The organism is Neobacillus niacini, assembly GCF_030817595.1.
Lineage (GTDB): Bacteria > Bacillota > Bacilli > Bacillales > Cytobacillaceae > Neobacillus > Neobacillus niacini_G.
In genome coordinates, this window is the sequence record NZ_JAUSZN010000001.1 from 2,657,275 (window position 1) to 2,682,104 (window position 24,830).

At 38.2% G+C, this 24,830-nt stretch carries 21 protein-coding genes; all 21 read right to left on the minus strand.

What is annotated here, in order from left to right; all coding sequences use genetic code 11:
• Nucleotides 1-51: 51 nt before the first annotated feature.
• Nucleotides 52-423, minus strand: a complete 372-nt coding sequence (gene rbfA / locus QFZ31_RS12595) for a 30S ribosome-binding factor RbfA (protein ID WP_179161206.1) — start codon at nucleotides 421-423, stop codon at nucleotides 52-54.
• Nucleotides 424-439: 16 nt separating this feature from the next.
• A complete protein-coding gene (locus tag QFZ31_RS12600) occupies nucleotides 440-721 on the minus strand; it encodes a DUF503 domain-containing protein (RefSeq protein ID WP_179597153.1) in 282 nt (93 codons plus the stop codon).
• Entirely contained in the window at nucleotides 718-2,991 is a 2,274-nt protein-coding gene (gene infB, locus QFZ31_RS12605; protein ID WP_307303279.1) for a translation initiation factor IF-2, read from the minus strand. The genes QFZ31_RS12600 and infB overlap by 4 nt, the downstream gene beginning before the upstream one ends.
• A gap of 19 nt (nucleotides 2,992-3,010) precedes the next feature.
• Complete coding sequence (locus QFZ31_RS12610; RefSeq protein WP_179597157.1) at nucleotides 3,011-3,313, minus strand: YlxQ family RNA-binding protein; 303 nt, start codon at nucleotides 3,311-3,313, stop codon at nucleotides 3,011-3,013.
• The gene (gene rnpM / locus QFZ31_RS12615; protein ID WP_307303281.1) at nucleotides 3,310-3,594 is read right to left on the minus strand and encodes an RNase P modulator RnpM; all 285 of its coding nucleotides are present in this window, start codon (nucleotides 3,592-3,594) and stop codon (nucleotides 3,310-3,312) included. The genes QFZ31_RS12610 and rnpM overlap by 4 nt, the downstream gene beginning before the upstream one ends.
• Nucleotides 3,595-3,612: 18 nt before the next feature.
• Entirely contained in the window at nucleotides 3,613-4,731 is a 1,119-nt protein-coding gene (nusA, locus tag QFZ31_RS12620) for a transcription termination factor NusA (RefSeq protein ID WP_307303283.1), read from the minus strand.
• A 41-nt stretch (nucleotides 4,732-4,772) separates the two neighbouring features.
• On the minus strand, nucleotides 4,773-5,243 hold the full coding sequence (gene rimP, locus QFZ31_RS12625; protein ID WP_179597163.1) for a ribosome maturation factor RimP: 471 nt from the start codon (nucleotides 5,241-5,243) through the stop codon (nucleotides 4,773-4,775).
• Between the two features lie 212 nt (nucleotides 5,244-5,455).
• Nucleotides 5,456-9,778, minus strand: a complete 4,323-nt coding sequence (locus QFZ31_RS12630) for a PolC-type DNA polymerase III (protein ID WP_307303286.1) — start codon at nucleotides 9,776-9,778, stop codon at nucleotides 5,456-5,458.
• 153 nt (nucleotides 9,779-9,931) lie between these two features.
• Nucleotides 9,932-11,191 (minus strand): RIP metalloprotease RseP, encoded by a 1,260-nt coding sequence (gene rseP, locus QFZ31_RS12635; RefSeq protein ID WP_307303288.1) that lies wholly within the window; start codon nucleotides 11,189-11,191, stop codon nucleotides 9,932-9,934.
• 17 nt (nucleotides 11,192-11,208) lie between these two features.
• A complete protein-coding gene (dxr, locus tag QFZ31_RS12640; RefSeq protein ID WP_307303289.1) occupies nucleotides 11,209-12,351 on the minus strand; it encodes a 1-deoxy-D-xylulose-5-phosphate reductoisomerase in 1,143 nt (380 codons plus the stop codon).
• Between the two features lie 147 nt (nucleotides 12,352-12,498).
• The gene (locus QFZ31_RS12645; protein WP_179597171.1) at nucleotides 12,499-13,287 is read right to left on the minus strand and encodes a phosphatidate cytidylyltransferase; all 789 of its coding nucleotides are present in this window, start codon (nucleotides 13,285-13,287) and stop codon (nucleotides 12,499-12,501) included.
• 40 nt (nucleotides 13,288-13,327) lie between these two features.
• Complete coding sequence (locus QFZ31_RS12650) at nucleotides 13,328-14,107, minus strand: isoprenyl transferase (RefSeq protein WP_307303291.1); 780 nt, start codon at nucleotides 14,105-14,107, stop codon at nucleotides 13,328-13,330.
• 252 nt (nucleotides 14,108-14,359) lie between these two features.
• Nucleotides 14,360-14,917, minus strand: coding sequence for a ribosome recycling factor (gene frr, locus QFZ31_RS12655; RefSeq protein ID WP_306072752.1), 558 nt, complete (start codon nucleotides 14,915-14,917; stop codon nucleotides 14,360-14,362).
• The gene (gene pyrH, locus QFZ31_RS12660) at nucleotides 14,917-15,642 is read right to left on the minus strand and encodes a UMP kinase (protein WP_034677039.1); all 726 of its coding nucleotides are present in this window, start codon (nucleotides 15,640-15,642) and stop codon (nucleotides 14,917-14,919) included. Before pyrH ends, frr begins: the two co-directional genes overlap by 1 nt.
• A 104-nt stretch (nucleotides 15,643-15,746) precedes the next feature.
• Nucleotides 15,747-16,628, minus strand: coding sequence for a translation elongation factor Ts (tsf, locus tag QFZ31_RS12665; RefSeq protein WP_179597177.1), 882 nt, complete (start codon nucleotides 16,626-16,628; stop codon nucleotides 15,747-15,749).
• 125 nt (nucleotides 16,629-16,753) lie between these two features.
• The gene (gene rpsB / locus QFZ31_RS12670) at nucleotides 16,754-17,458 is read right to left on the minus strand and encodes a 30S ribosomal protein S2 (protein WP_034677043.1); all 705 of its coding nucleotides are present in this window, start codon (nucleotides 17,456-17,458) and stop codon (nucleotides 16,754-16,756) included.
• Nucleotides 17,459-17,658: 200 nt separating this feature from the next.
• A complete protein-coding gene (gene codY / locus QFZ31_RS12675; RefSeq protein ID WP_179597179.1) occupies nucleotides 17,659-18,438 on the minus strand; it encodes a GTP-sensing pleiotropic transcriptional regulator CodY in 780 nt (259 codons plus the stop codon).
• A gap of 54 nt (nucleotides 18,439-18,492) precedes the next feature.
• Nucleotides 18,493-19,896: an HslU--HslV peptidase ATPase subunit gene (gene hslU, locus QFZ31_RS12680; protein ID WP_307303296.1), complete on the minus strand. Its 1,404-nt coding sequence runs from the start codon at nucleotides 19,894-19,896 to the stop codon at nucleotides 18,493-18,495.
• A gap of 16 nt (nucleotides 19,897-19,912) precedes the next feature.
• Nucleotides 19,913-20,455 carry an ATP-dependent protease subunit HslV gene (gene hslV / locus QFZ31_RS12685; protein ID WP_179597183.1) on the minus strand — a complete coding sequence of 181 codons (543 nt, stop codon included), beginning with the start codon at nucleotides 20,453-20,455 and terminating at the stop codon, nucleotides 19,913-19,915.
• Nucleotides 20,456-20,805: 350 nt separating this feature from the next.
• A complete protein-coding gene (trmFO, locus tag QFZ31_RS12690; RefSeq protein ID WP_179597185.1) occupies nucleotides 20,806-22,113 on the minus strand; it encodes an FADH(2)-oxidizing methylenetetrahydrofolate--tRNA-(uracil(54)-C(5))-methyltransferase TrmFO in 1,308 nt (435 codons plus the stop codon).
• Between the two features lie 204 nt (nucleotides 22,114-22,317).
• Nucleotides 22,318-24,396, minus strand: coding sequence for a type I DNA topoisomerase (topA, locus tag QFZ31_RS12695; RefSeq protein WP_307303298.1), 2,079 nt, complete (start codon nucleotides 24,394-24,396; stop codon nucleotides 22,318-22,320).
• Nucleotides 24,397-24,830 lie beyond the last annotated feature (434 nt).

Here is a 24,830-nt window from a genome sequence, read left to right on the forward strand (position 1 = left end):
CTCCAATTCAATTTTGTATCGAAAAAAAAGGATAGACAATTGTCTATCCATTTATTCTTCTTCATTTTTTTCCATGCTTCTTTCTTCATGGTGCAATTGATGAATGAGAGAATTGATTCGATTTCCATAATCCATCGATTCATCCCATTCAAAAAGGATCTCAGGAGTCTTGCGTAAACGAATACGATGTCCAATTTCAGTTCGGATAAATCCTTTCGCCTTTGCAAGACCTTTAAGCGTGTTTTCCTTTTGCTCTTCATCGCCCAAAACAGAAATATATACTTTTGCTTGTTGGAGATCTCCTGTTACTTGAACATCTGTAACCGTCACGAAGCCGATCCGGGGATCCTTAATTTTCCGCCCGATGATGTCACTTAGTTCTTTCTTCATTTGCTCTCCAACACGATTTGCTCTGTGGCTCATCACTTCACCTCTTAACTTAAAGCCATTCTACTTCGGTGATCGTTCTTTCAATCTCAGGAAAAGAATCAATTAATTTAAATGCATTTTGCAGTTCCAGTTCAGTCATTACCCGATTGGATGTTACCGCCACAATGGCTATTTTCGTCCTTTGCCACACATCCTGATAGCCAACTTCTGAAACTGATACATTAAATTTTTGTTTTAACCTGGTAAGAATTCGCTGTAATACAGCCCGTTTCTCTTTTAAAGAATGAGCATCGTAGATGATACATTCACAAACGGCTAAACCTACAATCATTTACGTTCAATTTCTTCCATTACGTAAGCTTCAATAATATCTCCTTCTTTAACATCATTGAAGTTCTTAATGGTAATACCACATTCATAACCTTGTGAAACCTCTTTGGCATCATCTTTAAAACGTTTTAATGCATCGATATTTCCTTCAAAGATGACAACACCGTTACGAATCAAACGAATTCCGCTATCACGAGTTATTTTCCCGTCTGTTACATAAGAACCGGCAATGGTTCCAACCTTTGAAACTTTAAAGGTTTGACGAATTTCCGCTTGACCAATTACTTTTTCTTTAAATTCTGGATCAAGCATACCCTTCATTGCAGCTTCGATTTCTTCTATTACCTTGTAAATAATACTGTGAAGTCGAACGTCGACCTTTTCTTGTTCAGCTGCACGCTTCGCATTGACATCAGGACGAACGTTAAAGCCGATTACAATGGCATTAGAAGCAGAGGCAAGGGTAATATCTGATTCATTGATGGCACCAGCACCACTATGAATAATTTTGATATTTACGCCTTCAACGTCAATTTTTTGCAGTGAGGCTGCTACGGCTTCAGCCGAACCTTGAACATCAGCTTTGAGGATGATATTTAAATCCTTCATCTCACCCTGTTTTAACTGCTCAAATAAATTATCAAGGCTGACGATTGATTTCTCTCCACGTTGAGCCGCAAGTGCTTGTTGTGCACGTGCTTCCCCAACTTGACGAGCAGTTTTTTCATCGTCAAATACAACGAAACGGTCACCAGCTTGTGGAACATCACTTAAACCTGTAATTTCAACAGGTGTTGATGGTCCAGCTTCTTTCACACGGCGTCCTAAATCATTTACCATTGCGCGAACACGACCATACGTGTTTCCTACGACAATTGGGTCACCGATTTTCAATGTACCATTCTGAACAAGCAAGGTAGCCACTGATCCACGGCCTTTATCTAATTGTGCCTCAATTACTGTTCCAACTGCTTTACGATTAGGGTTTGCTTTCCATTCTTCAACTTCACTAACAAGTAGAATCATTTCAAGCAGATTATCGATTCCTTCCCCAGTTTTCGCGGATAGTGGAACAAAGATTGTATCTCCACCCCAAGCTTCGGACACTAATCCATGCTCGGTAAGCTCTTGCATAACACGGTCTGCGTTCGCAGCCTCTTTATCCATTTTATTAACGGCAACGATAATTGGAACCTCTGCAGCCTTCGCATGGTTAATCGCTTCAACTGTTTGAGGCATTACACCATCATCAGCAGCTACTACAAGGATTGTAATATCTGTGATTTTCGCACCACGTGCACGCATAGTTGTAAATGCAGCATGTCCCGGTGTATCAAGGAATGTAATCTTCTTCCCGTTTTCAACAACTTGGTATGCACCAATATGCTGGGTAATTCCCCCTGCTTCACCTTCTGTAACTTTTGTGTGACGAATGGAATCAAGCAATGTGGTTTTACCATGGTCAACGTGACCCATAATCGTAACTACTGAAGGTCTTTCTACAAGATCTTCAGGTGCATCTTCAGTAAAATAAACTTCAAGATCTGTTGTATCGATTTTAATTTCTTCCTCGACCTCAACCCCGTATTCACTGGCAATTAATTCAATTGCGTCTTTATCTAACACCTGATTAATTGTTGCCATTACTCCTAGTAAAAAGAGCTTCTTGATAATTTCGGAAGGTTCGCGGTAGATTTTTTTTGCAAGTTCGCCTACAGTAAGAGATTCACTAAAAGTAATTTTAGTTGGAAGTTCTTTTACCTTCTTTACCTGAGGCTGTGTTTGCTGAACCGGAGTATGATTCTTTTTCCGGTTGTTATTATTATTGCGATTTTGATTATTATTATTAAAAGGTTTTTTATTCCCTTTTCCAGCGCTAAAAACTTTATTTTCCTTAGATTGGAATTGTTGACTGTGCTTTTTGCTGTCAACTGCTTTCGGTGGTGATACCACTTTTACCTTGCTAGGAGTTGTAGTCTTTGCGTCGTCGTCCTCAAAAGCTTTTGGGCTTGTTTTACTTTGCACTTGTGGTTTAACTCCCTGCTGCTGTGGTTTCTGATTCTGGCGATTTTGCTGTTGCGGTCTAGCTTGCTTTTGTTGTGGTTTGCTTTCATTCTTGTTATAGGTTGCGTCAAGCTTTACAACCGCGGCATCCTCAATTGTTGCCATATGATTTGAAACCTCTATGTTCATTTCTTTTAATTTATTTATTACATCTTTACTTGAAATATTGTGTTTTTTTGCATACTCATAAACACGTATTTTACTCATATTTTCACCCCCGCTAAAATTAATCGAGCAACGTCATCAATTTCTTTGCAAATCCATCATCCAGTACAGCTACAACAACGCGGGCTTCCTTGCCAATCGCTTGGCCCAGAAGGTGGCGATCTTCCACTAGTTTATATGGAACTTCGTATGACTTACATTTATCTGTAATTTTCTTTGTCGTATTTGCAGATGCATCTGCCGATAATAAAACGAGCTTTGCTTTTCCGCTTCGAATCTCCTTAACAGAAAGCTCCTCGCCCGATATGATTTTCCGTGCTCGATTTGCTAAGCCAAGTAACGACATCCATGGATTTGTATTCATATGGACTGCCTATTATCCTTTTCTATCAATTCTAACAGTTCCTCGTATAAAGTCTCATTAATCGAAACTTCTAGATGATTAGATAGGATGTTTTTTTTCTTGGCTAGTAGGACCGCTTCCTTGTCCCTTGAAAGGTATGCACCTCTGCCCGACTTTTTCCCTGTCAAGTCGATAGATACATCCCCTTCTTTTGAGCGAACGATGCGAACGAGTTCTTTTTTCGGCTTCATTTCACCGGTTGCGACACACTTCCGCATAGGAACTTTTTTACGATTGTTCACGATCATTCACCTCACTTCTTATTCCTTTTCTTCTTCTTCATTAAAGACATGTACTTGATCATCAAAAAGCCGAATCATTTCTTCACGTGGATAAATTCCTATTTCACGTGCTTCTGTTTCTGATTTGATATCTATTTTCCAACCTGTTAATTTTGCAGCTAAACGGGCATTTTGTCCGCGCTTTCCAATTGCCAGTGAAAGTTGATAATCTGGTACAACTACAGTGGTTGCTTTTTCAGACTCATTCACCATTACATCTAATACTTTAGATGGGCTTAATGAATTTGCAACAAAGATGACAGGATTGTCGGACCATTTAACAATATCGATTTTTTCACCTTTTAATTCATTTACAACGGCTTGAACCCTTGTACCTTTTGGACCTACGCAAGAACCAACTGGGTCAACTTCATTGTTATCCGAATGAACAGAAATTTTAGAACGGTCGCCTGCTTCACGAGCAACTGATTTTATCTCAACTGTACCATCATATATTTCTGGAACTTCAATCTCGAACAATCTTTTTAGTAATCCAGGATGGGTACGAGATACGAAAATTTGAGGACCTTTCGTTGTCTTCTCAACCTTCGTAATAAAAACCTTTATTCGGTCATGTGGCTTATACCGCTCATTTGGCATTTGTTCATTAACAGGGAGAAGAGCCTCAATCTTTCCAAGACTTACATAAATAAACTTTGAATCAAGTCTTTGAACAATTCCGGTCATGATATCTTCTTCACGATCAATAAACTCAGAATAAATTATGCCTCTTTCAGCCTCTCTAACTCTTTGTGTAACCACTTGTTTTGCTGTTTGAGCTGCAATTCTTCCGAAGTCCTTAGGTGTTACTTCCATTTCCACTACATCTTCAACAGCATAATTAGGGTTAATGTTCCTGGCATCTGCTAATGATATTTCAAGACGAGGGTCGAACACTTCATCTACTACTTCTTTTCTGGCAAAAACACGCATGGAGCCTGTTCCCAGATTCAAGTCAATTCGAACATTTTGGGCTTGATTGAAATTGCGTCGATATGCCGAGATAAGTGCTGCTTCAATCGCATCGATTAATACATCTCTAGAAATGCCCTTTTCTCTTTCTAGTATGGTAAGAGCATCTAATAATTCGCTGCTCATTTGATCATATCCCCCTAACTTTCATATATATTTATCTTTTATTATGAAAAAATAACCGCTAGCCTTGCACTAGCCACTTTTTCAAAAGGAATCTCGATGATTTTTTTACGAGTTTTGATTTTGATTTCAACTTTTACTGTCTGCCCATCATAATCGAGTAACTTTCCTTCAAATCCTTTTTCACCGTCAATGGGCTCGTATGTTTTAATGAACACATTTTTACCAATTGCCTTTTCGAAGTCCTTCGCCTTTTTCAACGGTCTTTCTGCACCAGGAGAGGATACCTCAAGAAAATAATTTTGGGTTATCGGGTCAAGCTCATCGAGTTTTTCACTAAGTCGTTCACTGACAGTGCCACAGTCCTCAATATCAACACCGTTTTCTTTATCAATATATACGCGAAGAAACCAGTTTTTCCCTTCTTTGACAAACTCAATTTCCACCAATTCTAAATCTAATTCTTGTAAAATTGGCTGCGTTAGCTCTTCTACTACTTCCGTTACTTTGCTCATGTTTAACCTCCTTTACCGACATTTTCACCCATATTATACGTATTTCACGGAAAGTTTTATCAATAACTCTGTAAAATTATCCAATACAAAAACGAAAGAGCGGGTTTCCCCACTCTTTAACACGAGAGTATTTCTTAGTATTTCCAATAAAACTATACCATAACCAAATTTTATATGCAAACCGAAACGCATTAAATCAAGGTTATTACCATCTAGAATAGGGAAAGCTGATTTTGTTCTGGTAAGGCTCCAAGGCAACCTTGCTTGTCTAAATATTCTAGAATAGTTTTTGATACTTTACCACGTTGCTGTAGGTCTTCTTTCGATAGAAATTCTCCATCTTTTCTTGCCTTTACAATGTTATAAGCGGCATTCGTTCCGAGCCCTGGTATTGAATTAAATGGGGGGATTAAAGAATTTCCTTCAATAATAAACTCAGACGCGTCGGATTTATATAGATCATAGTTTTGGAAAGAAAAGCCCCTTTCCACCATTTCAAGGGCCAACTCGAGAACGGTTAATAGGTTTTTTTCCTTATTTGAGGCTTCAAGTCCTTTTGCATTGATTTCCTCAATTTTTGCCCGAATGGATTCAGAACCTCTTGTCATTACTTCCAAATCAAAATCTTCTGCACGAACGGTAAAATAGGCTGCATAGTATAAGAGCGGAAGATGTACCTTAAAATAGGCAATTCTAACTGCCATTAAAACATAAGCAGCTGCGTGGGCCTTAGGGAACATATATTTTATCTTTTTACAAGAATCAATATACCATTCCGGTACTTCATTACGGCGCATTTCCGCTTCCATGTCTTCAGAGAGACCTTTCCCTTTACGAACCGACTCCATGATTTTAAAAGCAAATGATGGTTCTAGTCCCTGATAAATAAGGTAGACCATGATATCATCACGACAACCGATAACTTCACTCAGATTACAGATGTTGTTATGAATTAATTCTTGCGCATTTCCCAGCCATACATCTGTTCCGTGTGACAGACCAGAAATTTGGACAAGTTCAGAGAACGTCGTTGGTTTTGTATCTTCAAGCATTTGGCGGACGAAACGTGTACCGAATTCAGGGATTCCAAGTGTACCTGTTTTACACATAATTTGCTGTTCGGTTACACCTAATGATTCGGTTCCACTAAAAATCTTCATCACTTCGGGATCATCAGTTGGAATCGTTTTTGGGTCCATTCCACTAAGATCCTGCAGCATTCTTATTACAGTCGGATCATCGTGCCCAAGTATATCAAGCTTTAAGACGTTATCGTGAATGGAATGGAAATCAAAATGGGTCGTTTTCCATTCAGAGTTTCTATCATCTGCAGGGAACTGTATTGGTGAAAAGTCATAGACATCCATGTAATCAGGAATAACGATAATACCACCTGGATGCTGACCAGTTGTTCTTTTTACACCGGTACAGCCGGAAGCAAGTCGTTCTATTTCTGCCCCGCGTAATTGTAAATTATTGTCCTGCTGATATGCTTTTACATATCCAAAAGCTGTTTTATCTGCAACTGTACCAATTGTACCTGCTCGGAAAACATTATCTTCTCCAAAAAGAACTTTCGTGTAGTTATGGGCACGCGGCTGATACTCCCCAGAGAAATTCAAATCGATATCGGGAACCTTGTCCCCTTTAAAACCAAGGAAGGTTTCAAACGGAATGTCATGTCCGTCTTTATGATATTTACTTCCACATTGCGGGCAATCCTTATCGGGTAAATCAAAGCCTGATCCCACAGAACCGTCATTGAAAAATTCCGAGTGCTTGCAGGCAGGACAGACGTAATGCGGAGGTAATGGATTTACCTCGGTAATTTCTGTCATTGTAGCAACCAATGAAGAACCTACAGAACCCCGTGAACCCACAAGGTACCCATCATCCAATGATTTTTTTACAAGCTTATGTGAAATCAAGTAGATTACGGCGAAACCATGGCCAATAATACTCTTTAATTCTTTTTCAAGGCGTGCCTCAACGATTTCAGGAAGAGGCTCTCCGTAAATCTTCTTCGCCATTGAATAACTCATTTCACGCATTTCTTCATCTGCGCCTTCAATTCTAGGCGTATATAAGTCGTCTTTAATTGGCTTAATGACATCAATCATATCCGCTATTTTGTTTGTATTGGTAATAACAATCTCTTTAGCCTTTTCGCCTCCAAGGAAAGAAAACGCAGCAAGCATTTCATTGGTGGTCCTGAAATGGACATCAGGCAGTTTGTGACGATTTAGCGGGTTAGCACCGCCCTGTGAGTTCACCAATATCTTACGGTAAATTTTATCGTTCTCATTTAGATAATGGACATTACCGGTGGCCACAACTGGTAGCCCCAATTTTTCACCAAGCTTGACGATATTACCAATTATATCTTCTAATGCTTTTTCATCACGAACTAGTTCCATTTCAATTAATGGAGCATTGACTTCCTTCGGCATAACCTCAAGATAGTCATAAAATTGTGCCGCCGCTTCCACTTCATCGGGAGATTTTTGCATCATTCCTTCAAAAACTTCACCTTTATTACAGCCTGATCCAACAAGAATTCCTTCTCTGTATTTTTGAAGCACGGACCTTGGCAGTCTCGGAACTCTATAAAAATATTCAATATGTGAAATGGATACGAGTTTAAATAAGTTCTTTAAACCAACTTCCGTCTGTGCAAGCAGCGTACAATGATAAGGACGTGCGCGCTGATAGGCATTTCCTTTCCCCATGTTATCGTTAAATTGATCATGGTACTCGATTCCTTTTTCTGCCGCATCCTTAAGCATTTTTAAAAGTAAATACCCTGTTGCTTCTGCATCATAAATCGCCCGATGGTGTTGGGTCAATTCAATATCAAATTTCTTTGCCAATGTATTTAAACGATGATTTTTCATTTCTGGATACAGAAATCTACCTAATTCGAGCGTATCTATTACTGGATTTTTTGCCTTTTCAAGTCCAATGTTTTTATAGCCAACATTCAGGAATCCCATATCGAACGAGGCATTGTGGGCTACAAGAACAGCGTCCCCTACCCAATCATAAAACCTTTGGATTACTTCGCCAACTTCAGGAGCATTTTGGACCATATCATCTGTAATTCCTGTTAGGTTGATGGTTGTAGCCGATAATCGATGATGTGGATTTGCGAATGATTCAAATCGGTCAATGATTTCCCCATCTCTAATTTTAACTGCCGCAAGTTCAATAATCGTATCATACACGGCTGACAAACCAGTCGTTTCAACGTCAAACACCACAAATGTATCTTCGGCAATTAAACGATGGGCATCATTATAGGCAATCGGTACTCCATCATCGACAAGATTTACTTCTACACCATAAAGGATTTTAATATCATTTTTCTTTCCTGCACCATAAGCCTCTGGGAAGGATTGTGCCACAGCATGGTCCGTAACGGCAATCGCCTTATGCCCCCACTTCTTGGCTTGAGCAATGAGCGCCCCTACGGGAGTGACTGCGTCCATTGAACTCATTGGAGTATGCAGATGGAGTTCCACTCGCTTTTGGTCTTCAGGAGCTGTATCTTTACGGCCCTCTGGTTTAATTTCATTTATGTCATTTCCAATCATGACTAAATCACGGACAAAAGTATCATTTTGAATGCTTCCCCGAACTCTAACCCACATACCTTTTTTGATTAACTGGTAAAGAGCAGCGTCTTCCTTATCCCGTGAAAACATTTTAACCATGAGAGAGCTTGTATAATCCGTAATCTTAAAGGTTAGTAGAGTACGTCCGCTTCTCAACTCTCTTGTCTCCGCATCAAATATAAATCCTTCGACTGTGACTCTTCTTTCTTCATCGACAATATCAATCATGCTTCGAAGATCTGAATCATCTTTAATTGTTAGACCAATTGAGAGCGGCCCCTCAGAAACAACCCCACTAGCATCCTTCTCCGCTTCTTTCTTTTGTAAATCAGCTAGGGCCATGAGTCCGCGTTCTTGATCTTCTTTTTGTTTTGCTAATAAAAACTGTTGATATTCGTCATTTTTTTCTTCACTCTTGATGTCAGTTTCAAGTGTTAAACTCGGAAATCCGTATGATTGATACAAAGTGGTAATCATTGAACCATATTTCTTTTTTAAGGCCATGCCTTCTGTGTCATTGCGTACCGAAATGGTTAACTTATTACCACTAACAGCCGGTACTTGTTCATTTAATAATTTAAGCATCGGCGGCGAGATACCATCGATTTGTTGAATACTATGATTCCAATATTCTAGAAGTAATTCTGGCTGAAAACTTTGATCTTCTACTTTTAAATCATAGGTAATATTCGCTATATTTGAGAATTTTCTTTCAAGTTGAGTAGTAAAACGAAGATATAAACTATAAGGAAGAATTTTTTCTAATAAAAATTGAAAATGCCATTTTCTTGCCTTTTTTTCAACAATAAATCTTTCAATTTGTGCATTCTGAAATTGTGCTACAACAGCGTCCTCTATTAATTCTAGTTGTTGGAGCAAGAGTAAGAATCGCTCTTTTTTGCCAGAGGCATGTTCGCTCATCATTCCCTCTCCCATCTATATAAAATCTCTATACTTATCTTTTATCAAAAAGTAATTATATCATATGATACCTAATCATTCGGCTAATTTCGACAGAAAAATAAAACCAAATGAGTAAATAAAAAAAGGTCCACTAGGAACCTTTTTTTAATTTTATAAGAAAAACCTCTGGATATCATTCCAGGTAACAACCAGCATGAGGAGCATTAGCAATGCAAACCCAATAAAATGGACCATGCCTTCCTTATGACGATCAATTGGCTTTCCTCTTACAGCTTCTACAGCAAAGAACATTAACCTTCCACCATCAAGCGCAGGAATTGGCAATAGATTCATTATTCCAAGGTTAATACTCAAAATCGCCGCCCATTTCATGACATAGTAAATGCCTGACTGCACTACTGTATCAGTAGAAGCATATATTCCAACCGGACCTGAGAGCATATCAATAGAGAACTGACCTGTAACTAACTGACCCAGCATGACAAAGATCTGTTTTGTCCAAAAGTAAGTCTCGGTAAAACCAGCGGTAATCGCTTTTAGTGGTGATTTTTCGATAGGACTATATACACCTATGAGGCCAATCTTATCACCCTCAACGGTTTGTTCTTTAGGGGTAACGGAAATTTCTTGATCTTTCCCATCACGAGTAATGGAAAAATCTAGTTCCTCATTCGGATTTTCCCTGATAATTTCAACCACATCAGACCAGCTTGAAATTTCAGCGCCATTAATACTGTTGACAATATCTCCTTGCATAAGACCTGCAGCATTTGCAGCACCATCAGGCGTAATCTCACCTAATTTAGGTTCATTCGTTGGAACACCTTGTAAGAATGCAATGATAATGAACAAAAAGAAAGCAAGGACAAAATTCATCATCGGTCCAGCAAAAATAGCCATTGTTCTCTGTGGCAAAGTCTTAGATGCGAATTGACGATCATATGGAGCTAATTGTGTTTCTATCCCATTTTCAATCGTCACAGCAGTCGGGCTTACAGGGAAAGTTTGCAAGCTTTCTTCTTCATCCTCAGGATAGCCCTTAATGAATAGCTTATGTTCAATATCCGCATGTTCTACTTCCACAATTCGACAATTAGGGTACTTTTCTTTATTGTTCAAAATGATCTTATTAACGTTATTATCTTTGTCAAACAAGAGCCCGATTCTGTAACCAGGTTTTAGTTCAACAACCTCTGGATCTTCACCAGCCATCCGAACAAATCCGCCAATTGGCAGTAACCTAATCGTGTAGGTAGTTTCCCCTTTTTTATGAGAGAAAACCTTTGGTCCAAATCCGATCGCAAACTCGCGGCACAAAATCCCTGCACGTTTTGCAAAAATTAAATGGCCTAATTCATGGAAGAAGACTAGAGCACCAAAGATAACGATAAAGGCAATAACTGTAGTCAAACTAAAAACCACCTTTTTTATAGAAGTGAATATACATATTGTCTTGTTTCTTTGTCCACCTCTTGAATAATGGATAAGTCAGGATTTAAGATTAAATCATGCTTGCTTAATGCCTTCTCGATCATGTCCTCAATTTGTAAGAAATTAATCTTCCCATCTAAAAAAGCAGCTACTGCAACTTCATTTGCTGCATTCAATACAGTTGGAAATGTTCCGCCCTTTTTCCCAGCTTCATAAGCAAATTTCATACAACGAAAACGATTAACATCCATTTCTTGAAAATGTAATTTCCCTATTTGCGCTAAATTTAATCGTTGTGATGATTTTAGAGGTAATCGATCAGGGTAGGAAAGCGCATATTGAATTGGCACCCGCATATCAGGTGTTCCCAGCTGTGCTATGATGCTGCTGTCATGAAATTCAACCATCGAATGAATAATGCTTTCTTTGTGTAAAAGGACATCAATTTTTTCATACGGCATATTATATAGCCAATGTGCTTCAATCACTTCAAGTCCTTTATTCATCATCGTGGCTGAATCTATCGTTATTTTTGCTCCCATTGACCAGTTGGGGTGATTTAAGGCTTCTTTTACTGTAACACCTTCAAGGTCGTTTCGTGAACGATCACGGAAACTCCCACCGGAAGCCGTTAGAATCAATCTTTCTACAGTCTTCTCTTGCTCACCCTGAAGGCATTGAAAAATAGCCGAATGTTCACTATCAACTGGAAGTAATGCCACTCCATTCCTTTCGGCAGCCTCCATAACAAGATGCCCAGCCGTTACCAATGTCTCCTTATTAGCAATTGCGATCGTTTTTCCACTTTCAATGGCTTGTAAAGTTGGATTTAGACCAACACTTCCAATCACAGCATTTACAAGGATATCGGCTGAAGGATAGACAGCAACTTCTACAAGTCCCTCATCGCCAAAGGTAAATTTAGTTTTAGGGAATTCTAATTTTAATGTATTACAATCATGGTACTCTTGTACAGAAACAAGCTCTGGTTGAAACTCAGTAATCATTTTTCTAGCTAATTCTAGATTTTTTCCGACAGAGATTGCCACTAATTTAAATTCTGATAGATGTTCACGCAAAATATCTAAAGTTTGGGTCCCAATTGAGCCAGTAGCACCCAAAATGCTAATTTTTTTCAACTATCGTTCAACTCCTAAATAGAAAAGCGGAAGCGCCTTGTCCAGGGGCGACAGGCATAAGACAAGCGCTGACAGAAGGCGTTTTTTGCCTTCCGAAGTGATTGGCTTATGACCCCGAGCCCCTAGGCGCTGCAGCTAGACAGTAATCTACCATAAGTGAAAAAAGTGTAATAATGGCAGAATGAATAAAAGACTATCAAAACGGTCAAGGATTCCACCATGTCCTGGCAGTATATTTCCTGAATCTTTAACACCAAAGTGGCGTTTAAACGCAGATTGGACTAAATCCCCAATTTGTCCGAAGATTGAAAGGACAGCGGTTATGGCCAGTAATGCTAATAAGTTTGCGTTGATTTCCGTCAATAAAGAAAATAGGACAGCGACAATTAGTGCACAAACCACACCGCCAACAGACCCTTCTACGGTTTTGTTTGGACTAATTTCAGGCCAAAGCTTGGTTTTGCCTGTAGCTTTCCCTACAAAATAAGCACCTGAATCAGTTGCCCAAATCATAAATAAAGAGTAAAAAATATAAACTAATCCCGCATCACGCGTTTCAATAAAGAAATAAAAACCGATTCCTACATAAATAGCGGATAATATTGAAAAACCCACATCTTCAAAGGTAAAACGATTTTTTGTTATCACTGTATAGGCCAATAACAAGAGGATAAAAGCTATGCCCAGTTCTGTTTTTGTATAATAAAAAGTATTTACTATATCACTATACTGCTCAGGATAAAGAATAACCCAGAGAAATAAAAGTGTAAGCAGTCCATGAACAGAAAAAATACTAAGTTTTTTCATTTTTAATAATTCATACAAACCCACCGATGCGAGGAAGTATGTTAATAATACGAAAGGTAGTCCACCGTAAAAAACAATAGGTAGAAATAAAGCAGCTGCTACTACTCCTGTAATGATTCTTTGCTTCATCTAAGAATTCAACACCTTTATAGGACTTGAGAGAGAGTACTTAAATACCGCCAAATCGACGTTGACGATTCTGAAATGCTTCAATTGCTTCAATTAGATGTTTTTCTCTAAAATCTGGCCATAATACATCCGTAAACCAAAACTCCGTATAGGCTAATTGCCAAAGCATAAAATTACTTAGCCGGATTTCTCCACTAGTCCGGATTAATAAATCGGGGTCTTTGTGGTTGGAAGTCATTAGATATGAGGAGAAGACTTCTTCGTTTAACTCGCTCTCTTTCAGTATTCCACTTTTATAATCATTTAAGACTTTTTTGGTCGCATCAATAATTTCGGATCTGCTTCCATAGTTAAGCGCAAAGTTTAATACAAGACCATCATTGTTCTTTGTATCTTCAATCGCTTTTTCAATTGCATGTAAAGTATGTACCGGAAGTTGTTCTTTATACCCCATCATTGCTACTTGAACATTTTCTTCAATTAATTCTGGCAGAAAGGTTCCTAAAAATTCCTCAGGAAGCTTCATTAAATACTCTACTTCATTTTTTGGCCGCTTCCAATTTTCTGTGGAAAAAGCATATAACGTCAGCGTTTTTATTCCAAGAGAGTTTGCTAACTTTGTTATTTTACGCACGACCTTCATACCTTCATGATGACCAGCAATTCGTGGCAATGCTCTCTTTTTTGCCCAACGCCCATTGCCATCCATAATAATCGCTACATGTTCCGGTACCGGCAATTTTCTAACCTCTTCTATTTTTTCTCGGAGTGTGGAAGAGTTATTATTTTGATTCTTCCAAAGCCTAATTTTATTAAACATAACATTGCTCCTCCAAATTCAGATAATCATTTCCTCCGATAATAGATCATGCCCACAGAGCCTGTGTTGATATATATGAAGAATGCTGATTTTTGCATGCTTTTATCATACCAAAAAAGTAAAAATATATCTTCTTCTAATTAATTTATGTAGTAGGACAAGAAATAAGAATGACGTTTTACCATCTGCTTTAAATTCTCTTTGGATATAAATAGTGAAAAAACCCCCTGAAAAGAGGGTTCTTCAAAATAATTAAACTTCCAAGATTTCTTTTTCTTTGTCTTTTGTTATTTGATCAATCTTACTTATATGTTCGTCAGTAAGCTTTTGAATATCATCGGAATAACCTCGAAGTTGATCTTCTGTTATTTCACCATTTTTTTCTAACTTCTTCAAGTCGTCGTTACCATCACGACGGATATTACGGATAGCAACTTTCGCCTCTTCAGATTCTTTCTTTACTAATTTCACTAGCTCTTTACGGCGTTCTTCTGTCAATTGAGGAATGGCAAGTCTGATGACCTGACCATCATTTGAAGGATTTAACCCCAAGTCAGATTTAAGAATTGCCTTTTCAATATCACCTAGAATGGATTTGTCATAAGGCTGGATGACAAGTAGTCGCGCTTCTGGTGTAGAAATTCCAGCCATTTGATTCACAGGAGTAGGTGCCCCGTAATAATCAATTGTAATCCTATCTAATAAAGAAGCACTTGCTCTACCTGCACGTATACTAGCAAGCTCACGAGTATATGCTTGTATTGCTTTAAGCATTCTATCCTTCGTAGCTGAAACTACTTGTTTTGGCATTAAATTTTCCCCCTAACAATTGTTCCAATTTTTTCACCCATAACAGCACGTTTAATATTACCTTGTTCCATGATAGAAAAAACAATAAGTGGAATATCATTATCCATACATAATGAAGACGCAGTTGAATCCATAACAGCCAATCCTTCTTTAATTACGTCTAAGAAAGTGAGGTCATCATATTTTGTTGCATTAGGGTCCAAACGTGGATCAGCTGAATAGACACCATCAACATTGTTTTTTGCCATTAAAATTACTTCAGCATCAATTTCAGCTGCTCGTAATGCAGCAGTTGTATCAGTAGAGAAATATGGATTTCCTGTACCAGCAGCAAAAATAACTACTCGCTTTTTTTCTAAATGTCTCATTGCACGACGTCTAATATATGGCTCTGCAACTTGACGCATTTCAATTGAGGTTTGAACGCGAGATTCAATACCAAGGTGCTCTAAACTGTCTTGCAGCGCTAGTGAATTCATAACTGTGGCTAGCATACCCATATAGTCAGCAGTTGCTCTGTCCATTCCCATTTCACTACCTATTTTACCACGCCAGATATTACCACCGCCAACAACAACTGCAACCTCAACACCAAGTTCTGCAATTTCCTTTACTTGTCCAGCGATTGATTTAATAACGGATGGTTTAATACCGAAGCTTGATTCTCCTGCAAGTGCTTCCCCGCTTAGTTTTAGAACGACACGTTTGTACTTAGGACCGCTCATATGAACCTCCTTATTATGTATATTATTATAAAAAAACTTTAAAAATAGGGAACACAACGTGTTCCCTATTCAAAACATATTTTGCGTACCATGCTTATAAAAAATTACTTTTTATTTACTTGGTTCATAACTTCTTCAGCGAAGTTGTCTTCACGCTTTTCGATACCTTCGCCTACTTCGTAACGAACGAATTCACGAACAGTAGCACCTTTTGATTCAACAAACTGACGAACTTTTTGATCAGGGTTTTTAACGAAAGTCTGGTCAAGTAAGCATACATCTTCAAAATATTTACCAAGACGGCCTTCAACCATTTTTGCTACGATATTTTCTGGCTTTCCTTCGTTAAGTGCTTGAGTAGTTAACACTTGACGCTCACGTTCAACTTCTTCTTGAGAAACTTGGTCACGAGAAACATATAAAGGTCTTAGAGCAGCAATGTGCATTGAAACATCTTTTGCTGAATCCGCATCAGTAGTACCTTCAAGAACTGTCAATACACTAATACGTCCACCCATGTGAAGGTAAGCACCAAAAGCATCATTGTCAGTTTTTGATACTACTGTAAAACGGCGAAGTGATAATTTTTCACCGATTTTAGCAATAGCAGCATTGATATAGTCTGCAACAGTCACTCCATTAATAGTTTGAGCAGAAGCTTCTTCAACAGTTGCTGGCTTGTTAGCAAGCAAGTGTGCAGCTAATTCTTTTACAAGGGTTTGGAATGCTTCGTTCTTTGCAACGAAATCTGTTTCAGAGTTTACTTCTAAAATAACTGCATTGTTTCCTTCAGCAACCACATATGTTAAGCCTTCTGCAGCAATACGGTCACCTTTCTTCGCAGCTGAAGCAATCCCTTTTTCACGTAAGAAGTCAATTGCTTTTTCCATATCACCATTTGTTTCTGTTAACGCCTTTTTACAATCCATCATACCTGCGCCTGTTTTTTCGCGTAGTTCTTTTACCATTTGAGCAGTAACTGCCATTGTAAATTCCTCCTTAAACTATGTACTATACTACTATCTTAGCCATTCCAAGTTAAGATAAACATTTCTTAAAAAAAGGTGATAAAGGGTCTCCCTCTTATCACCTTTTGAAATAAATCGATATCTTACGCTTCTTGTGCTACTTCTTCACCTTGTTTAGCTTCTAAGATAGCATCCGCCATTTTACCAGTTAATAGTTTTACAGCACGGATTGCATCATCGTTAGCTGGGATTACAACATCGATTTCGTCTGGATCACAGTTAGTATCAACAATACCTACGATAGGTATGTTTAACTTTTTAGCTTCTGCTACTGCGATACGCTCTTTACGAGGATCGATAATGAAAAGTGCATCTGGAAGCTGCTTCATATCTTTAATTCCGCCTAAGAATTTTTCAAGGCGTTCTTGTTCTTTCTTTAATTGAACAACTTCTTTTTTAGGTAATACTTCGAAAGTACCGTCTTCTGACATTCTTTCAATATCTTTTAAGCGGCCAATACGCTTTTGGATTGTTTCAAAGTTTGTTAAAGTACCACCCAACCAACGTTGGTTAACAAAGTACATACCTGAACGAGCTGCTTCTTCCTTAACAGAATCTTGAGCTTGCTTCTTAGTACCAACAAAAAGGATCGTTCCGCCATTAGCAGCAAGATCTTTTACCCAGTTATAAGCTTCTTCAACTTTCTTAACTGTTTTTTGTAGGTCGATGATATAGATACCGTTACGCTCTGTGAAGATATATTTCTTCATTTTAGGGTTCCAACGGCGAGTTTGGTGTCCGAAGTGTACACCAGCTTCAAGCAATTGCTTCATTGAAATTACTGACATGTTATTTTTCCTCCTATGGTTTCGTTTTCCTCCGCTTGCCTCATATTTAAACAGCAACTGTATTTACAGCACCGGCTGTTAAATCAACAAGCGTGTGTAATAACACCGTTAAATAATATAGCACATGTGAAGATAACAATCAAGTTTTACTTTAGAAAAAATAAATCTCCAGTTTATCTGGAGATTTATTTACAACTATATTAGTTGGATCTTAATTTATCTAATTCAACAAGGAATTTATCATTAAGAACTTTGATATAAGTACCCTTCATCCCAAGTGAACGAGATTCGATTACTCCAGCACTTTCAAGCTTTCTTAGAGCGTTAACAATAACGGAACGTGTAATACCAACACGGTCTGCAATTTTCGAAGCAACTAATAATCCTTCGTGACCATTTAATTCTTCAAAAATATGTTCGATAGCTTCAAGCTCACTATAAGATAACGAACTAATTGCCATTTGAACAACTGCCTTGCTCCTTGCTTCTTCTTCGATTTCTTCTGACTTTTCACGCAAGATTTCCATACCGACTACCGTTGCTCCGTACTCAGCAAGAATAAGATCATCATCATGGAACTTTTCTTGCAATCTTGCAAGGATTAATGTCCCAAGACGTTCCCCACCGCCAATAATTGGCACAATTGTTGTTAATCCTTCACGGAATAAATCCCGATTTTCAACAGGAAATGCAGTATATTGGCTTTCTATATCAAGATTCGAAGATGTCTCTTGAATATTAAATAGACCATTTGTATATTCTTCAGGGAATTGTCGGTCCTCTAGCATTTTTTTCATACGATCATTTTCGATTTGTTGGTTAATCGCATAGCCTAAAAGCTTTCCACGACGACTTAAGATGAAAACGTTCGCTTCAATAACTTCACTTAAAGTTTCTGACATTTCCTTGAAGTTTACTGGTTTTCCTGCTGCCTTTTGTAGTAATAAATTAATTCTTCTTGTTTTTGTAAGTAAATCCATCTGTTTCTTCCTCCTAATTAACTGCAACCATTATTAAGTTTTATTGTTCTATCATTATAAGATAAATTGGCTTAAATCTTTGTTTTTAGATATTGCTCCAAGCTTATCATCTACATATTGTGGAGTAATCGTAATCTTCTCCATTAAAATATCAGGTGCCTCAAACGACAAGTCTTCTAGTAGTTTTTCTAAAATCGTATGAAGTCTTCTAGCCCCAATATTATCTGTATTTTGATTCACTTCAAAAGCAACTTCAGCTATTCTACGAATAGCATCGTCAGAAAATTCAATTTGTATACCTTCTGTTTCTAATAATGCTTGATATTGTTTAATTAAAGCATTATCCGGTTCAATTAAGATCCTAAAGAAATCGTCGACGGTTAACTTCGTTAATTCTACTCGAATTGGTAACCGTCCCTGTAATTCTGGAATTAAATCTGAAGGTTTTGACATATGAAAAGCGCCAGCAGCAATAAATAAAATATAATCCGTTCTAATGGAACCATATTTCGTAACAATTGTTGAACCCTCAACAATTGGCAGGATATCTCGCTGTACACCTTCACGAGACACGTCTGCCGAAGAACCGCCTGAATTTCTGCTTGCAATTTTATCAATTTCATCGATAAAAATGATACCTGTTTGTTCAGCACGATAAACCGCTTCCGTAGTAACCTCATCCATATCAATTAATTTTGCTGCTTCTTCATTCGTTAATACTTTCCTGGCCTCACGGACTGTTAATTTTCTTTTCTTCCGTTTTTTCGGCATAAAGCTGCTTAGGGCGTCTTGCATATTCATACCCATTTGTTCCATCCCTGAACCTTGAAGCATGTCAAACATGGATGGTGTTTGTTCTTCCACTTCTACTGTCACGATTTCTTCTTCTAGTTGACCCAGTGCTAGTTTTTCCCTAACAATTTTACGTTTTTCATTGACTGAGTAATCTTCTTGATGGTTATCCTGCTCCACAGTTGTATTGCCGCCGCCAAATAACATTTCAAGTGGGTTTTTATAATTTTGCGCTTTTTTTGCTGATGGTACTAGTAAGTCAACCAGCCTGGCATTTGCATTTTCCTCCGCACGTTCCTTCACAGCTAACATTCTGTCTTCTTTAACCAATCGGACAGATGTTTCAACGAGGTCACGAACCATAGATTCAACATCGCGTCCAACATAGCCGACTTCTGTAAATTTCGTAGCTTCTACTTTAACGAATGGCGCACCAACCAGCTTAGCAATTCTCCGAGCAATTTCTGTTTTACCAACACCCGTTGGACCTATCATTAAAATATTTTTAGGAATAATTTCTTCGCGGAGTTGTTCATTTAACAAACCACGTCTATAACGATTTCTCAGCGCAACCGCAACTGCTTTTTTGGCGTCCTTCTGACCGATAATATATTGATCAAGTCTTTCAACAATTTGACGCGGTGTTAAGTTATCTGTTTTAGCCATTGTAGGTTCCCTCCCGTTAAAGCTCTTCCACGATAATGTTGTGGTTTGTATATACACAAATTTCAGCCGCAATTTCTAAAGAAGCCTTTGCAATTTCTTTTGCAGTAAGATGATCACCTGCATATTTCTTTAGAGAACGTCCAGCTGCAAGCGCATAATTCCCACCTGATCCGATTGCTAGAATTCCATCATCAGGCTCAATTACTTCTCCTGTTCCTGAAACGAGGAGTAAATCCTCTTTATTCATGACGATTAGCATTGCTTCTAGCTTTCTAAGAACCTTATCACTTCTCCACTGTTTAGCTAACTCAACAGCAGCTCGTTGGAGGTTGCCATTATATTCTTCTAATTTGCCTTCAAACATTTCAAAAAGAGTGAATGCATCGGCTACAGAACCGGCAAAACCAGCTAATACTCTTCCATTAAATATCTTTCTAACCTTTTTTGCTGTGTGCTTCATCACTACTGCATTACCAAATGTGACTTGACCATCACCTGACATAGAACATTGACCGTTATGATGGACCGCAAATATCGTCGTGGCATGAAATTCGTTCATCATTTCTCCTCCTCTTGCATTTTAAACTAGCAAACCTATGTAACAAGAGATTGTCTTAAGCAGACAAGTGCATTACACTAGAATAGTATGAAAACTTTATTCATTTATTCCCTTTTATATATGGGTATATACGTTTCAATTGATTCCATTCAATCCTCGCTTGTTCACCCATGAACAATAGGAAATTACGCTAAGCAAATTGGGGTTGTCCAATTGTATATTGTGATTAAGTTTGCTCCAATTGTAAATGGCTGCTACCTAACGTTAATAAATCAGTCACATTTATTAATATGTCAACCTCACAAAGGCTACTAAAGCGTAACACACTTCTTAATCCCTTGCAATAAATTTTACAAAACTTTCACAAAGTTCTGAATTGTTTCTAATGCTCTGTTTGCATGCTGCATATTTCGTTCCTGTTTCCCCTTGATTTTTTCAGGAAGTTCTGGAAATAGTCCAAAATTCGCATTCATTGGCTGGAAATTCTTCGCGTTAGCTGTTGTAATATATCGTGCCATACTTCCAATAGCCGTTTCAACAGGAAACTCTACAGGATCATTCCCTAAAGCTAATCTAGCAGCATTGATTCCTGCAGCAAGTCCACTTGCAGCAGATTCCACATATCCTTCCACACCTGTCATCTGCCCTGCAAAAAACAGATTTTCACGTTCTCTAAATTGATAAGAAGCTTTTAGAACCTTGGGTGAATTAATAAAAGTATTACGATGCATAACCCCGTAGCGGACAATTTCTGCATTTTCAAGTCCTGGAATTAACTGAATAACCTCTTTTTGTGGACCCCATTTTAAGTGAGTTTGGAAACCAACAATATTATAAAGGGTTCCCGCAGCATCATCTTGACGAAGTTGTACCACCGCATATGGTCTTTTCCCTGTTTTTGGATCTTCTAAACCAACTGGCTTTAGCGGGCCAAATAACATCGTTTTCTTTCCTCTCTGTGCCATAACCTCGATCGGCATGCAGCCTTCAAAGAAGATTTCCTTTTCAAATTCCTTTAATGGGACGGTTTCTGCTTGCACCAGTGCTTCATAAAAGGTGTTAAACTCTTCTTCCGTCATTGGACAGTTTAAGTAAGCCGCTTCACCTTTATCATAACGGGATTTTAGGTAAACCTTATCCATATTAATGCTTTCTTTTTCAAGAATTGGTGCTGCAGCATCATAAAAATATAGGTAATCCTCGCCAGTTAAAGATTTTAGTTGTGCTGATAATTCCGGACTTGTTAATGGACCTGTTGCAATTACCGTTATACCCTCAGGTATTTCTGTTACTTCTTCATTTATCACTGTAACATTTTCATGGTTTCTTACCATTTCGGTCACTTTTGCCGCAAACTCATGTCGATCTACTGCCAAGGCACCACCTGCGGGGACTGAGCATGCATCCGCAGCAGCAATGATAACAGAATCAAGCAATCGCATTTCTTCTTTTAACACACCGACTGCGTTTGTTAGGGTATTTGCCCTTAGGGAATTACTACATACCAACTCCGCAAACTTATCTGTATGATGTGCAGGTGTTTGTTTCACTGGTCTCATTTCATAAAGGCGGACTTTAACACCGCGTTTAGCAATCTGCCACGCAGCCTCGCTTCCTGCTAAACCAGCCCCAATTACATTTATTGTTACATCGTTCATGTATTTACCTCCTGATTTTTCAAAGCTTAAGAACCATGAATTTAGCTTTACTTTTTACTATGTTTACTTTTCCCTCTTTTTAGCCCATCTTGCATTGTACTATACGAATCAAAAACAAAAAAGTTTTATGATTTCTATAAAAAGCGGAAGCACCTTGAACAGAGCTAAATAAAAAAGATAAAAAGAGTGAGCTTTTGCTCACCCTTAACTTTGTGGTTCTTCCTTGTAATCACACTTTGTACATTGAACTTGAACACCTTTTTTCAATTTCTTTTCTACAAGTGGACCTTCACATTTAGGACAAGGTCTTGGTAACGGTTTATCCCAAGAAATAAAATCACATTCAGGAAAACGATCACAGCCGTAAAAGATCCTTTTTTTCTTACTTTTACGCTCAATGATATTTCCTTCTTTACAGTTTGGACAGGTGACTCCGATCTCTTTAACAATGGCTTTCGTATTTCTGCAATCAGGGAAATTGCTGCAAGCCATAAACTTACCATATCTGCCCATTTTGAACACCATCGGGCTAGAGCATAATTCACAATCCTCACCCGCAGGCTCATCTTTAATCTCAACAGACTGCATTTCCTTCTCGGCTATTTCAAGGTGTTTTTCAAATTGCTGATAAAAACCATCAATAATTTCAACCCAGCGTACTTTCCCTTCTTCAACATTATCTAAATCCTGCTCCATTTTTGCAGTAAAATCAACATTGATAATATCCGGGAAGAATTCTAGAATTAATTCATCAACGATTTCACCTAACTCGGTAGGGACAAATCTCTTATTATCCAGTGCAACATATCCTCGCTTTTGGATAGTATCTAAGGTTGGTGCATATGTGGATGGACGTCCGATACCTAGTTCTTCAAGGGTTTTAACCAATCTAGCCTCCGTGTATCTTGGCGGCGGCTGTGTAAAATGTTGTTTTGGTTCAATATCCTTCTTAAAAACAACATCGCCTTCTTGTAAGTTTGGCAGCATTTTATCCCGTTCCTCAACTTGATCATCTGAACCTTCCACATATAGCTTCATAAATCCTGGAAACTTAATCTTTGAACCAGTAGCACGGAATAGGACATTCCCATTTTGTAAGTCGACACTCATTGTATCCATTACAGCCTGTGCCATTTGACTTGCCAAAAATCGCTCCCAAATTAATTTATATAACCGCAATTGGTCTCTAGATAAAAAAGGCTTCAAACTATTTGGATCACGCAGGGTGCTTGTCGGCCGGATAGCTTCGTGAGCGTCTTGTGCATTGGACTGTTTTTTCTCTTTTCTTTGTTCTTCTTTTAAGTATTCCTTGCCGTATTCAGAGAGAATATAGTCTGCTGCCTCTTTTTGAGCTATCTCGGATATCCGAGTTGAGTCTGTTCTCATGTAGGTGATAAGACCAACTGTTCCAGCTGAGCCAAGTTCAATTCCCTCGTATAACTGCTGTGCCAGCATCATTGTTTTCTTTGCCCGAAAATTAAGTTTCCTAGCTGCTTCTTGCTGGAGTGAAGAGGTGATAAATGGTGGAGAAGGATTTCGTTTACGTTCCTTTTTTGTTACCGATACCACCTTGAATTTATCGCCTTCCATTTGTTTTAAAATCTCTTCAACATCCTGTTCCGATTTCAGTTCTGTTTTTTCCTTGTTAGCTAGGGAGAAATAAAGAGCACTAAAATGATCTTTCCCCTTCACCAACTCTCCTTCAATCGTCCAATATTCTTCAGGAATGAATGCTTTAATTTCATTTTCTCGTTCGATAATTAATCGGACCGCTGTCGATTGAACGCGTCCTGCACTTAATCCTTTTTTGACCTTTTTCCATAAAAGCGGGCTAATGTTATAACCAACCAGACGATCTAATACCCGTCTTGCTTGCTGTGCATCAACTAAATCCATATTGATTGGCCGCGGGTGTTTGAAAGATTCTTTGATTGCTTCCTTGGTTATTTCATTAAATACAACCCGGCAGTCTGAATGGATATCAACATTCAAGCTATGAGCTAAGTGCCATGCAATTGCTTCCCCTTCGCGATCCGGGTCAGCCGCGAGATAAACTTTCTTTGCTTTTTTTGCTGCAGTTTTTAATTCCTTTAACACTGGTCCTTTACCGCGAATGGTAATGTATTTGGGTTCAAAGTTGTTTTCTTTGGAAACTCCCATTTGGCTGCGAGGCAAATCACGCACGTGCCCCATAGATGCTTTTACTTTATATTTATTTCCTAAATAGCGTTCAATTGTTTTCGCTTTTGCAGGTGATTCTACAATTACAAGAAACTCTGACATGCAAATAATCCTCCTCAAGGGGATATTAGAAATGTGAAAGCAATCTGAAAATGACCAGACCTGCTTACAATTTGAGAAGATTTCCTAAATTCCGAATTTCCAATTCGGTCCTGTGAAAATACTTTACAAAAATGCCTTATCCCTAAATTTATCTTTTTATATAATTATTCCTATGAAAAGTGGATAGTGTCTCATCATGAATACCTCTTATTTTTAAACAAATAACTATTGATGTCAATGACATCGAAACCGTTTACAACTAGTTAATGATAATAATACGCCAAAATATTCCTATTTACACATACTTTTTTCGAATATCTGTTGGAAAATGTATAACATATTAGAAATAATTTCAAGCTTTTTTAGCATCATTCTCCAAGAATACACAAAAAACCTTCAAAAAACGAATAATTCATTGATATATTTTTTGACAA

Bases quoted from the DNA above. Each gene is read 5' to 3' on its own strand.
- QFZ31_RS12630 (WP_307303286.1), bottom strand. From the start codon at position 9,778: ATGAGCGAACATGCCTCTGGCAAAAAAGAGCGATTCTTACTCTTGCTC.
- codY (WP_179597179.1), bottom strand. From the start codon at position 18,438: ATGGATTTACTTACAAAAACAAGAAGAATTAATTTATTACTACAAAAG.
- rbfA (WP_179161206.1), bottom strand. From the start codon at position 423: ATGAGCCACAGAGCAAATCGTGTTGGAGAGCAAATGAAGAAAGAACTA.
- tsf (WP_179597177.1), bottom strand. From the start codon at position 16,628: ATGGCAGTTACTGCTCAAATGGTAAAAGAACTACGCGAAAAAACAGGC.
- QFZ31_RS12645 (WP_179597171.1), bottom strand. From the start codon at position 13,287: ATGAAGCAAAGAATCATTACAGGAGTAGTAGCAGCTGCTTTATTTCTA.
- rimP (WP_179597163.1), bottom strand. From the start codon at position 5,243: ATGAGCAAAGTAACGGAAGTAGTAGAAGAGCTAACGCAGCCAATTTTA.
- infB (WP_307303279.1), bottom strand. From the start codon at position 2,991: ATGAGTAAAATACGTGTTTATGAGTATGCAAAAAAACACAATATTTCA.
- QFZ31_RS12650 (WP_307303291.1), bottom strand. From the start codon at position 14,107: ATGTTTAATAAAATTAGGCTTTGGAAGAATCAAAATAATAACTCTTCC.
- hslV (WP_179597183.1), bottom strand. From the start codon at position 20,455: ATGAACGAATTTCATGCCACGACGATATTTGCGGTCCATCATAACGGT.
- QFZ31_RS12600 (WP_179597153.1), bottom strand. From the start codon at position 721: ATGATTGTAGGTTTAGCCGTTTGTGAATGTATCATCTACGATGCTCAT.
- QFZ31_RS12610 (WP_179597157.1), bottom strand. From the start codon at position 3,313: ATGAATACAAATCCATGGATGTCGTTACTTGGCTTAGCAAATCGAGCA.
- trmFO (WP_179597185.1), bottom strand. From the start codon at position 22,113: ATGAACGATGTAACAATAAATGTAATTGGGGCTGGTTTAGCAGGAAGC.
- rpsB (WP_034677043.1), bottom strand. From the start codon at position 17,458: ATGTCAGTAATTTCAATGAAGCAATTGCTTGAAGCTGGTGTACACTTC.
- pyrH (WP_034677039.1), bottom strand. From the start codon at position 15,642: ATGAGCGGTCCTAAGTACAAACGTGTCGTTCTAAAACTAAGCGGGGAA.
- hslU (WP_307303296.1), bottom strand. From the start codon at position 19,896: ATGGCTAAAACAGATAACTTAACACCGCGTCAAATTGTTGAAAGACTT.
- topA (WP_307303298.1), bottom strand. From the start codon at position 24,396: ATGTCAGAGTTTCTTGTAATTGTAGAATCACCTGCAAAAGCGAAAACA.
- frr (WP_306072752.1), bottom strand. From the start codon at position 14,917: ATGCCAAAACAAGTAGTTTCAGCTACGAAGGATAGAATGCTTAAAGCA.
- nusA (WP_307303283.1), bottom strand. From the start codon at position 4,731: ATGAGCAGCGAATTATTAGATGCTCTTACCATACTAGAAAGAGAAAAG.